Raw genomic sequence first — 11,686 nt, 5'->3', positions numbered from 1 at the left:
TATAAACTATTAATGCTCCCCGGTCTCCCCGTCTTTACTCAGCACAATGTTTCTCGCCACATACGACTCGTTCCCGGCCGCATCCGTGCAATATACCATGAAATGATAATTACCTTCGGTTGCATTGGCAGGTATCTCGATCTCGTGATGATGGATATGGGTGCTCTTTTTATCCGATACATCCCACGAATTGTTATAAGCGAACGGAGTCGTTTCTCCCGCTTCCGCCTTCGTATGGGTATGGCCGTCGAAGTTATTATGTATCTCAACCTTATAAGAGCCCAGCATCACATCGTCCTCCAGATCCATATCGAAATGAATATGGCTGCCCGGCTGCAGGGCAGCACTTTCTGCCGGTGCATTCAGCGTGATGACAGGCTTCGTGGTATCTCCTTGTTTCTCATCATCGGAACAAGACACGAGCAAAACGGAGGACATCAGGACAATAACTATCGATAAATAAAACGTTGTTTTCATTAGAATAACTTTTTAAATGGTATTTTTATTAATAACTGGAAGTTGCGTCCCGGTTCCGGGATCTCCACCTTCCTGTAAAAACTCAGATGATTGTAATATTTCGTATTGAACAGATTCCGGGCAGACAGTGTCAGCTCCACATCCGTCCGGCCGACAGGGATACGGAAACCGGCCCCCAGGTGAAACAACTGCGCCCCCGGTGTCGGATCCTCATTCCGGGCAACCCTGTTCTGGTCGGCAATATACTGGTGTTCCACATAGAAGCGCATCCTCTTTTTCTCCCAGGAAAGCGTATTCCGCAAAGAACCCGGCGGAGAAAAACTCAATGGTATATGCTCGTCCAAGTTATAAGTATAGACATATTCACCTCCCAATTCATAACTGAAATGCAAGGGAAGATCTACTTTTGCCGAGATCTCTCCTCCGGCAAACAAGGCTTCCGCTCCTGTATAACGATAAATCTGTCCGGCATGGGGAAGGACGGACCACTCCCCTGTCGGTTTCAGGTAAATATAATTGCTGAACCAGCTGGCAAAAGGAGATACCGTGACGGAAAAGAAAGTGCCGAAGAAAGAATAGGCAACATCCAGCTGCCATCCCCGCTCCGACCCCAGGTCAGGATCACCCTGCTCATGCCGGAACGTACCATGATGTACCCCGTTGGATGCCAACTCATTCGCACCCGGCAGCCGGAAACTGTGACCGACATTCGCCTTCAGTAAATGCGCTTTTGCCGGAGCCCATACGATCCCCAGCGACCCGGAGAAATCACCGAAGTCCCGTTTGACCGGATAACTACGCGTCTTGCTTTTCTCCACGATCTCTTCGCTATACCCTTGCTCACGAAGATACGTTTCCAGATAGGGGTCCGTAAACGAACGGATATCCGTTTTACCGAAGTCATACCGTAAACCTCCGCTGACAGACAGCATTTCATCCGGCTTCCAGGTCGTCAGCCAGCTTATCCCTGTCGTGAAACGGCTATACTCCGGCAAAAGAAAGGAATAACCGGAAATCGTATTCCGTTGGTACTGCACATCCCCCCCCATACGGTGATCCCAGACAGAAGACCCGGTAAACCGTGCCTTCATACCCGAACTAAAGGTATTCAGAACAAAAGCCAGTTCCTTGTCCGGGTCCGTTTCAGGGACGGGCTGCGAACCGTAATGTGTATGAAACAGGCTCCATTCCTCCCGGTGATTGTTCTGGTACCCCAGGTCCCACTGGGCAAGGATATTCTCCCAGGCATATTCTTGATGGGTCGTCACCTTCAAATGATTGACAGTACTATAAGGCAACCCGATATTCCGTGCACTCCCGTCATCCTCTACCCGCGACGGGTCGGGGATACCATGGGCACCCGGAAAGAATCCGACCTTCTGATAAGCGTTGCTCACCATATAATCACTCATATACGCCCCTTTCCGGTATTGGGTAAACAAACTGGCATTACGTTCGAACCCCGCCGTATTCTTCAGCCTGCGGTCATGCACAGGCATTTTCTGAGTCAGGTAAACGATCGTATCCGCCGGTATCCGGTAATCTCCGAAATGCTGCTCCGAAAAGCGCAGCTTCGTGAACCAACGGTCCTTTTTAACACCCAGCATCACAGAGCCGCCGAACAAACCGTTCACCGATTTACCGAGCAAACTCACCTCACCGAACACCTGGTCGTCAAACGGAGGAGCTGCCTGCGTGATCTCCACCACACCGCCCATCGCATCACTTCCGTAAAGCAACGAAGCCGGCCCTTTCCGTATATTGACCTGTTCGACATTAAAAGCATCTATCTCAAGCCCGTGATCGGCACCCCATTGCTGGCCTTCCTGCTTGATTCCGTTCTCCGTCACCGACACCCTGTTGAATCCCATACCCCGGATCACCGGCTTGGAAAAGCCGGAACCTATATCCATGGAATGGACACCGGGTAGTTGTTCCAGGGTCTGCATCAGATTGCCGGAAAAATGCTCTTTTAGAAATTCTTTCCCTACCACATCCAGATGAAGCGTCGTATTCCTGTTCCGCAGATACTGATAGTTTTCAGTAACCACGATCTCGGAAAGCGACACATTACGGAGTGAATCGGGTTCTTGGGCATGAAGGGTACCTGTACAGCATACCACCAGCATACCCGGAATCATTCCGATACGCATAAATACAATCTGTTTTAATTTGAAAAATTAATTGGATAAGATATGTATCAGGCGGCAGGCGGCGCACGCAGGTAATGTGAGTAAGAAAGCAGATAGACTTTCTCATCCGGGTAATCGATCCGCCCAACGGGATTGAGCGTCAATATAAAATGTAAATCGAATGAATCGGTTGAAAGGAAAGGAGAAAGGAGCAAATTACAGAGCAGACAGTGATCCGGATTCTGCGAATGGCTATCCGTCTCATGCGGGCCGGAAGAACAGCAAACCACCTCGTCGGGATCATGCCGGTGCGTGATCTTCGCGACAAAGAATGGAAGCATGGCCATGAATAACAACCATGCCAGAAAAATACGCTTTCTTCTTTCTGCCTTCACAAACTCTTATATTACTGCAAAATAAACCTAAATCCGGCGACAAATATATAGATATTTTGTTTCCGACATGAATCTGTAGATGCTAATTATTGCCAATAAATAAGAATATCTTACTTTTGTGTGACAAATACGAAAAGAGAAATGCAAATCATTCCCAAAGCTAATACCTTACGAAAAAGTGTACTTATATACCGGGGCATCCGTTACCGCCGCGGTTATGGAGTGCATTCGCCTTTCGTCTTCAACCTGATAACAAAGGTGATAGAAGAACGCTGTTCCTATTATAGCTTTTATGATATAGAACTGATCCGGAAACAACTGCTTTTCCGCGACAATATCATCACCTATCCGGACCGACAGCAGAAAGGGATACGCCGCCGTACGATCGGAGAGATTGTGGAGCGCGAAGCGATCAAACCCAAACACGGTGCTTTGCTTTTCCGCCTGGCGAACTATTTCAAGTCGCAAAACATACTTCAACTGGGACCGTCGATGGGGTTATCTACCCTTTATCTGACCTCCTACGCCCCCGGACTGAAATGTATTGCCCTTGAGAATATCCCGGAGTTTGCCTCCATCGCCCGGATCGCTTTCGATAAAGCGGCACGCAACCCGGTGGACCTGCGTACGGGAACGTATAAAGAGCTGCTCCCCCAGGCATTGGAAGACATGGGGAAAGTCGATTTTGTATTTTTTAATACATTATATGAACAACATAACAACGTTTGGTTGTTTAATGAATGTACAAAGCATATCCATAACGATACGATCTTTGTTTTTGAAGGAATCAAGGCAAGCCGTAAGATGAGGGAGTTCTGGAAAGAAGTATGCGCCCATCCCGAGGTGACGGTAACGATAGACCTCTATTCGATGGGTATCGTATTCTTTAACAAGAAATTGCACAAGCGAGACTATATAGTCTACTTCTGACCGCGGTACTGTAAGGGCGGTTCGCGAACCGCCCCTACCAACGACACTATATTAAGAATATTGAATAAAAAAAGAAGTATATGAAAAAAAGCCTTATTTATACCGGTGGCGGCGACAAGGGAAAGACCTCCCTCGTAGGAGGCCAGCGGGTATCGAAAGCGCACCAGCGCATCGAAAGTTACGGAACGATCGACGAACTGAACTCATTCATCGGCCTGCTTATCACGGCACTCGATGACCAGGCGGATATCGACTTCCTCTCTTTCATCCAGCATAAACTGTTCACCATAGGTTCTTACCTGGCAACCGACCAGGAGACGACCGAACTGAAAATAGAAAGCAAGGTTACTCCCGAAAGCATCGCACGCATCGAACGGGAGATCGACCGTCTCGACAACGAACTGCCTCCGATGAAGAACTTCATTTTGCCCGGTGGCAGCCGTTCCGCTTCACTGGCACATGTCTGCCGTACCGTCTGCCGTCGCGCGGAACGCCAGATATACCGTTTGGCCGAAACAAATCCGGTAGAAGAGCCTGTTCTTATTTTTGTAAACAGACTCTCTGATTATCTGTTTGTTCTGGCCCGGAAGGAATGTATAAAAAATAATGGCAAAGAAATTATTTGGGATTATACTTGCATCTAAGAAATATTGTTTTATTTTTGCGGAAAATTTGAGAACCTGACTGCCTTCGGGCAGTTGTTAATACTAGATAACTATGTATTGGACATTAGAGTTAGCTTCGAAGCTGGAAGACGCGCCCTGGCCTGCAACCAAGGATGAATTGATTGACTATGCACAACGTTCTGGTGCGCCGTTAGAAGTAATAGAAAATTTGCAGGAGATGGAAGACGAAGGTGAGATTTACGAATGCATGGAAGATATCTGGCCTGACTATCCTAGTAAAGAAGACTTCTTCTTCAACGAAGAGGAATATTGATGTGCTTTAACACAAAGTATTGAAATATAGGCGAGGTAGTGGGCTTGCGAAGTCCCCTGCCTCGTTTGTTTTTTTGCGGAAAATACAATTTATATACTTTTGCCGCGTTATTGTAGGGGTGAAACATCTTTCACCTCGTTAGTTATAGTTAAATGAAGAGAGTCTTCCTGTTTATTATTGCATTGATTACCTGCACGATGAGCGTACGGGCCCAATCTGATATGCAGTTAAGCCAGTACTTCCTGGGAATGGGATATTACAACCCCGCCTATGCCGGAACAACCGGCGACCTGAATATGCTCGGCCTTTTCCGCCAGCAATGGATAGGCATACCCAATGCGGGTACCTCCTTCTTTGTCATTGCCGATATGCCGCTGAAACTAGGCAGCTTAAACAATGGTATCGGATTGGTTGTCAACACGGAGAGCATCGGATTGTTCCAATTCACGAAGGTCGCTTTCCAATACGCCTATAAGCAGAAACTGTTCGGAGGGACATTGAGTATCGGACTGCAGGGAGGTATATACAACGTCGGTTTCGACGGAACAAAGATACATATCCCCGAAAGCCCGGACCATACCCCTGCTGAATCCGACCCGGCCCTGCCGACCACTTCGGTACAAGCGATGGCCCTCGATGTAAATGCCGGTATCTATTACACACATAAGAATTTCTATGCGGGTTTCGGAGCCACTCACCTGACAGCCCCCGAAATGGCATTGGGTGAAACGACAAATTATTACATTCCTATGGGATTAAATTTGACAGGCGGATACAATATTCAGCTAAGGAACCCGTTGTATGAATTACAGCCTTCTGTTTTCTTGAAGACAGATATGCAAACCTTCCAGGCGGATATCACCGCACGGATGGTCTATAATAAAATGTTTAACGGAGGTCTTTCCTGGCGTATAAACGAGTCGGTAGTAGTATTATTGGGAGCCACATTCGGCAGATTGCAGGTTGGATATGCTTACGATTTCCCTACCACGGCCATGTTAAAAGGGAGTTCCGGTAGCCACGAAGTGTTGGTGCGCTACCAGTTGAAGTTGAAGAAGACAAAAACAGGAAAGAACAGACATAAAAGTGTACGTATATTATAGTATATGAAAAAAGTATTATTAGTACTTATGGCAGTAGCCTTGCTTACCTCATGTGGTAAATCCCTTTCCGGAGCGGGAGGAGAAGTTACCGGGGTAAGATCTGTGGCTTTTAACGAACCGTCACCTTATGGCATGGTTCTGATCAAAAGAGGTTCGTTCGAGATGGGACCGGCAGACAAAGACTCCTTGTGGGGGATCAATCCCGAAACAAAAGGTGTTTCGTTTGACGCTTTCTGGATGGACGAAACGGAAATAACCAACGCCAAATACCGCCAGTTCGTCTACTGGGTGCGCGACTCCATTATCCGCGAACGCCTGGCAGACCCGGCTTACGGTGGCAACGACCTGTTCAAGATTACCGAAGACCGGTATGGCGAACCTGTCACCCCGCATCTGGACTGGAGCCGTCCGATCCCCTGGAAACGGGCGAACGAGGATGAGCTGCGCGCCATCGAAAGCGTTTATTACGTACACCCGATCACCGGCGAGAAACGTCTGGACGAAAAGCAGATGGTCTACAAATACGAATGGTATGACTATACCGGCGCCGCCCTTCGCAAAAACCGCCTGGACCCGGGCGAACGTGTCCGCAACACAGATATCCAGGTAAACCCGAACGAGGTGATCATGATCTCCAAGGATACCGCCTATATCGACGACGACGGCAACATCATCAACGAAACCCTGACCCGCCCGCTGAGCGGTCCGTGGGACTTCCTTCACACCCGCATCGTAAACATTTACCCGGATGAAACCTGCTGGGTGAACGACTTCAATAATGCTTACAACGAGCCATACATGCGCATGTACTTCCAGCATCCGGGATATGACGATTATCCTGTCGTGGGTGTTTCCTGGGAACAGGCTACCGCATTCTGCGTATGGCGTACCGATATGTTCAAGCAATCGCTGAACTTCCCTGCCGGACAGGCTATCGAACCGTTCCGTCTACCGACGGAAGGCGAATGGGAATATGCCGCCCGTGCCGGAAAGAACGAGAACAAATACCCGTGGTCGACCGACGAACTGCAGAATGCCAAAGGTTGTTTCATGGCGAACTTCAAACCCGGAAAAGGAAATTATACGGAAGACGGTCACCTGATCCCCTCACGTGTAGGCTCTTTCGCCCCGAACCAGTTCGGCCTGTATGACATGGCTGGTAACGTGGCAGAATGGACTTCTACCATGTATTCCGAATCAGGACCGAGCCAGATGAGCGACATGAACCCGGATCTGCGCTACAACGCTGCGAAAGAAGACCCGTATGCCATGAAGAAGAAAGTCGTACGCGGCGGTTCATGGAAAGACGTGGCACAATTCATCCGCTCGGATATGCGTACATTCGAATATCAGAACGAAACACGTTCGTATATCGGTTTCCGTTGCGCACGTACACAGATCGGTTTCTCCCGTTCAAAAGGAAAGAAATAATATAAGAAACATACAACATTATGGGAAAATATAGAAGATATAAAAACAGAATAGAGATGTTCCTTTCCAGCGATATGGGAAAGAGAGTACTGAACTTCTGTTACAGCTGGGGAGCATCTATCGTTATTATAGGTGCCATGTTCAAATTGCTGCACCTGCCGTACGGTAACCAGATCCTGTTCATCGCCATGACAGTGGAAGCATTGGTATTCTTTATCTCTGCCTTTGAACATCCTTCAAACGAATATCACTGGGAAGAAGTATTCCCCGTCCTGAAATCGAAGAATCCGATGGACCGCCCGGACTTTGCCGGAACAGGCATGTCTAACCTGATCAACTCGCCGGAGAATCTGGAAGACGACAATGCCGGAGGAGGTATCAATATAAATGTCGGTGCTGCTAAGAAAGCAGGTGTTACGAACAACCTGGGCGGAGCATCCGTTCTGGGTAACCTCGATGTCAGCGAAGAAGATACAAAAAACCTGAGCGAAAGCATCAAGAAACTAAGCGGTGCCGCCGAACAGATCTCAAAGATGGCAGAACTGACCGAAGCAACCCAGAAATACCTGGAACAACTGTCGGGTATGTCGGAAAATATGGAACGTTTCAGCCATGTGACCAACTCGCTGACCAACGTATCCGACACGCTGCTTAATTCCTATAAGAGCATTACGGACAATTCAGACGGTATCAACCAGAACTCACGCGGTTACGTGCAGCAGATGGAAATGCTGAACCGTAATATTTCCGGCTTGAATACAATCTACGAAATACAATTGAAAAGTATCAGTTCACAGATCGAATCGATCGAACATATCAACGGCGGCCTGAACCGCATCCGCGAAATGTACGACGGTTCGGTAACCGACAGCTCTGTTTTCCGCAACGAAACGGAAAAGATGACCCGTCAGCTGGCCGAACTGAACCAGGTATACAGCCGTTTGTTACAGGCGATGACGGTCAACATGGGTGCAGCCCCAGCCTACCAGCAACCGGCTTCGCAGCCCCAGCAGCCTAATTACCAGCAGCAGACTGCCTATCAGCAGCCGTACCAGCAACCGTACGGATATCAGCAGCAGGCTCCGTATACAAATAATCCAGGCCAGCAACAAGCCGGTAGATAACAAACAAACGAAACAAAAGAAAGATGTCCGGAATAGCTAATAATCCCAACTCGCCCCGTCAGAAGATGATCAACCTGATGTATCTGGTGTTCATCGCCATGATGGCACTGAATGTGTCGTCGGAGGTACTCGACGGTTTCGAGCTAGTGGAAGACAGTTTGCGCACTTCTATCGACAATTCTACGCATCGTAACGATATCGTGGCCGGCGAACTTAATACCTACTACCAGTCCAATCCCGAAAAGGTAAAAGAATGGTACGACAAAGGTATACAGGTAAAGCATGCCTCCGACAGCCTGTACAACTACGTACAGAACCTGAAAGAACGTATCGCAGAGATTGCCGACGGTAAAGATGCCAACGTAAATAAGATCGAACATAAAGACGACCTCGAAGCCGCTTCACGCATCATGCTCGGCCCGGTTACCGGCGAAGGTAAAAAGCTGCGCGAAGCCATCGACTCTTACCGTACCATGATGGGTGAAATGGTGGAAGATAGTGCCAAGACCCGCATCCTGGAAGCGAGCCTGAGCACAACCCCTCCCCACAAAGCCGGTATCAATACCCGTACCTGGGAAGAGGCGTTGTTTGAAAATATGCCGGTCGCAGCCGCTGTGACATTGCTGACCAAGTTGCAGAGCGATATCCGTTATGCAGAAGGAGAAGTATTGAACAACCTGCTGAACAGCGTCGACGTAGGTGACTACCGTGTGAACCAGATGACCGCACAGGTCATCCCGGAAAGCCAGATCGTTATGCGCGGAGGACAGTACAAGGCGAACATCGTCCTGTCTGCCGTCGATTCGACGAAACGTCCGACCGTGTTTGTCAACGGTAAGGAATTGCCAGCAGACAGCCGCGGCCAGTTCACAGCCATTGCCGGTGCTCCGGGTACTTATCCCATCAAAGGATATATCGAGATGCCGAACAACGACGGCAGCGTGATGCACCAGGAGTTTGAAAGCGAATACTTCGTTACGGAGCCGAGTGCTACGGTAGCACCGTTGCTGATGAACGTATTATATGCCGGTATCGCCAACGATATGCGTATCGCCGTACCGGGTGTACCGAGCGGAAACATCACGGCCAGCATGACCAACGGAACCCTGACACGCAAAGGCGACATCTGGGAAGCCCGTCCGTCGAAAGTTGGAACCGATGCCGTCATATCGGTAAGTGCCCGTATGGCTGACGGCCGCAGTGTGGAAATGGCAAAGAATACGTTCCGCGTACGTGCCCTGCCCGATCCGATGCCGTATATCGAATATAAGGATCAGAATGGCAACATGCGTAAATTCCGCGGTGGAAACATGACCAAGCGTAACCTGGTCGACACCGAAGTCCTGCAGGCTGCTATCGACGACGACATATTGAATATCAAATTCGATGTATTACGTTTCGAATTGATCTTCTTCGACTCGATGGGAAATGCGATCCCTGAAGTATCACAGGGTCCCCGCTTCTCCGACGGTCAGAAGGACAGGATCCGTCGTCTGACAAGAGGCAAGCGTTTTTACATCAGAGGCGTGGTGGCCAAAGGTCCTGACGGTCTGGAACGTACCCTTACACCGATCGAAGTCATTGTAAATTAAATGTAGGGGCGGTTTGCGAACCGTCCCAAATAAGGATATAAAATATGAAACGTTTTTATTACATACTGGCAATTGCAAGCGCCCTGTTCTTCACTGCTACCTCCATGCAGGCACAGGAAGAATCGGAGAACACCCAGCAACGGGCAAGAAGAACCCCGCAAGCCTCCCGCGGAGAACGGGCAAACGATAAAAAAGACATCGGTATGCCCGAACTGACCGTACGGGCACAGGATATGAACGAGCGTATGACACAGGAAGTGGGAAACGCCCGCTGGATGCGTGTCATCTATCGTCAGATCGACCTGATGAAAGAAAAGAATGCTCCGCTTTATTATCCCGTCACACCGATGAACGGACAGATGAACCTTTTCTCCATCATCTTCAGTCTGATCAGTGAAGGCAAAATAGATGCGTACCAGTACGAAGACGGTTACGAAGATTTCAGCGAAGGTAACAAGATCGACCTGAAAAAGATGCTCGACAGCTTCGGTATCTACTACGAAGAAATAGCCGGACAAGGTAATCAGGGAACGACGTTCGTTATCAACGAAAGCGATATACCTTCCGAATATGTCCGTTCTTATTACGTGAAGGAAGCCTGGTATTTCGACCAGAACAATTCCGTATTCGACGTAAAGACACTGGCTATCTGCCCGATCATGACCACTTCCGGTGATGTCGGAGAGCTGACGATGCCGATGTTCTGGATCCCTTACGAAAATATCCGCCCGTATATCAATACAGCGTTCATCATGACGTCGAACATCAACAACGCGATGACCTTCACGCTCGACGATTATTTCCGCCGCCGTATGTTCGAAGGTGATATTTTCAAGACACAGAATCTGATGAACCTACCGTTGCAGGCATATTGCCCGACTCCGGATTCAATAAAGAAAGAGCAGGATCGTATCGAAGGCCAGTTGGTTGCTTTTGAAAAGTCACTCTGGTTCCAGCCCGACACTACCCAGGTAGAAGATCCGAAAGCAGCTAAGAAGGCCAGCAAGGCCTCCGCTCGCGGACAGAGAGGCGCAACCACCGAAAAGGCAGAAACCAAAGAAAAGACCGTCAAGACAAAAGCTCCGAAAGCCGAGAAATCCTCTCCGGTACGCAGCGTACGTCGCAGACGATAAAGAATGTGCCAATGAAGATAGCAACTGGTTCAGTATTTGTCAAATTTGAGCTATCCCCTTATCAAAGTAACTTCGCCATTACAGGTCCATTTGCCGTCGGTTTTAACCGACGGTTTTGATAGGCTGTCCTTTTTTTGGCTTTAGCCACATTTCTCTTCATACAGAGATTCTTAAAATGGGACTAAAGTCCAAAGAGAGAGATCATTTACTAATCCGTTGGTTAAAACCAACGGCAAATGAACCTGTAACTAAGCATGTTTTATGTATGACTGATCGCCTGCTCGGATAGTTCAATTATTTCTATTATTGCAACATTGGCTCAAATATTTCTATGTTCGATTGCGAAGCCTATCTGTCAACTGTCAGTTGTCACTTGTCAACTGAAAAAGGTTCCACCTTTTTCTAACGACGAAACCCCGGAGAACGTATT

General features: G+C 48.5%; 11 protein-coding genes. 8 read left to right on the top strand and 3 right to left on the bottom strand.

Annotation, left to right across the window (positions count from 1 at the left end; translation table 11 throughout):
• Positions 1-9: 9 nt before the first annotated feature.
• From DWX23_RS19425 to DWX23_RS19415, 3 genes are read right to left on the bottom strand one after another with little or no spacing between them, the layout of a single operon-like run.
• Complete coding sequence (locus tag DWX23_RS19425) at positions 10-477, bottom strand: DUF4625 domain-containing protein (protein ID WP_122375671.1); 468 nt, start codon at positions 475-477, stop codon at positions 10-12.
• Entirely contained in the window at positions 477-2,630 is a 2,154-nt protein-coding gene (locus DWX23_RS19420; RefSeq protein WP_122375670.1) for a TonB-dependent receptor, read from the bottom strand. Before DWX23_RS19420 ends, DWX23_RS19425 begins: the two co-directional genes overlap by 1 nt.
• Before the next feature lie 47 nt (positions 2,631-2,677).
• On the bottom strand, positions 2,678-3,004 hold the full coding sequence (locus DWX23_RS19415; RefSeq protein WP_147382555.1) for a hypothetical protein: 327 nt from the start codon (positions 3,002-3,004) through the stop codon (positions 2,678-2,680).
• Positions 3,005-3,145: 141 nt separating this feature from the next.
• Here DWX23_RS19415 and DWX23_RS19410 point away from each other — a divergent pair, with 141 nt between their 5' ends.
• The 8 genes from DWX23_RS19410 to gldN all read left to right on the top strand — a co-directional run bounded on the left by DWX23_RS19410 (position 3,146) and on the right by gldN (position 11,256).
• The gene (locus DWX23_RS19410) at positions 3,146-3,934 is read left to right on the top strand and encodes an O-methyltransferase (protein ID WP_122375668.1); all 789 of its coding nucleotides are present in this window, start codon (positions 3,146-3,148) and stop codon (positions 3,932-3,934) included.
• 80 nt (positions 3,935-4,014) lie between these two features.
• Entirely contained in the window at positions 4,015-4,578 is a 564-nt protein-coding gene (locus tag DWX23_RS19405; RefSeq protein WP_122353149.1) for a cob(I)yrinic acid a,c-diamide adenosyltransferase, read from the top strand.
• A 73-nt stretch (positions 4,579-4,651) separates the two neighbouring features.
• Positions 4,652-4,873: a DUF2795 domain-containing protein gene (locus DWX23_RS19400; RefSeq protein WP_005633363.1), complete on the top strand. Its 222-nt coding sequence runs from the start codon at positions 4,652-4,654 to the stop codon at positions 4,871-4,873.
• A gap of 152 nt (positions 4,874-5,025) precedes the next feature.
• A complete protein-coding gene (locus DWX23_RS19395) occupies positions 5,026-5,976 on the top strand; it encodes a type IX secretion system membrane protein PorP/SprF (RefSeq protein WP_122375667.1) in 951 nt (316 codons plus the stop codon).
• A gap of 3 nt (positions 5,977-5,979) precedes the next feature.
• Complete coding sequence (locus tag DWX23_RS19390; protein ID WP_122375666.1) at positions 5,980-7,407, top strand: SUMF1/EgtB/PvdO family nonheme iron enzyme; 1,428 nt, start codon at positions 5,980-5,982, stop codon at positions 7,405-7,407.
• A 20-nt stretch (positions 7,408-7,427) separates the two neighbouring features.
• Positions 7,428-8,531: a gliding motility protein GldL gene (gene gldL, locus DWX23_RS19385; RefSeq protein WP_233587689.1), complete on the top strand. Its 1,104-nt coding sequence runs from the start codon at positions 7,428-7,430 to the stop codon at positions 8,529-8,531.
• A gap of 23 nt (positions 8,532-8,554) precedes the next feature.
• Positions 8,555-10,123, top strand: a complete 1,569-nt coding sequence (gene gldM, locus DWX23_RS19380) for a gliding motility protein GldM (protein WP_122353153.1) — start codon at positions 8,555-8,557, stop codon at positions 10,121-10,123.
• A 44-nt stretch (positions 10,124-10,167) separates the two neighbouring features.
• On the top strand, positions 10,168-11,256 hold the full coding sequence (gene gldN / locus DWX23_RS19375; RefSeq protein ID WP_122375664.1) for a gliding motility protein GldN: 1,089 nt from the start codon (positions 10,168-10,170) through the stop codon (positions 11,254-11,256).
• Positions 11,257-11,686 lie beyond the last annotated feature (430 nt).

The sequence above is a fragment of the Parabacteroides sp. AF18-52 genome (assembly GCF_003479145.1).
GTDB classification, from domain to species: domain Bacteria; phylum Bacteroidota; class Bacteroidia; order Bacteroidales; family Tannerellaceae; genus Parabacteroides; species Parabacteroides faecis.
The sequence above is the reverse complement of the archived record's forward strand: the minus strand, read 5'-3'. Positions and strand labels throughout refer to the sequence as shown.

Coding starts and splice junctions, on each gene's coding strand:
- DWX23_RS19425 (WP_122375671.1), bottom strand. CDS start 477: ATGAAAACAACGTTTTATTTATCGATAGTTATTGTCCTGATGTCCTCC.
- DWX23_RS19420 (WP_122375670.1), bottom strand. CDS start 2,630: ATGCGTATCGGAATGATTCCGGGTATGCTGGTGGTATGCTGTACAGGT.
- DWX23_RS19410 (WP_122375668.1), top strand. CDS start 3,146: ATGCAAATCATTCCCAAAGCTAATACCTTACGAAAAAGTGTACTTATA.
- DWX23_RS19405 (WP_122353149.1), top strand. CDS start 4,015: ATGAAAAAAAGCCTTATTTATACCGGTGGCGGCGACAAGGGAAAGACC.
- DWX23_RS19400 (WP_005633363.1), top strand. CDS start 4,652: ATGTATTGGACATTAGAGTTAGCTTCGAAGCTGGAAGACGCGCCCTGG.
- DWX23_RS19395 (WP_122375667.1), top strand. CDS start 5,026: ATGAAGAGAGTCTTCCTGTTTATTATTGCATTGATTACCTGCACGATG.
- DWX23_RS19390 (WP_122375666.1), top strand. CDS start 5,980: ATGAAAAAAGTATTATTAGTACTTATGGCAGTAGCCTTGCTTACCTCA.
- gldL (WP_233587689.1), top strand. CDS start 7,428: ATGGGAAAATATAGAAGATATAAAAACAGAATAGAGATGTTCCTTTCC.
- gldM (WP_122353153.1), top strand. CDS start 8,555: ATGTCCGGAATAGCTAATAATCCCAACTCGCCCCGTCAGAAGATGATC.
- gldN (WP_122375664.1), top strand. CDS start 10,168: ATGAAACGTTTTTATTACATACTGGCAATTGCAAGCGCCCTGTTCTTC.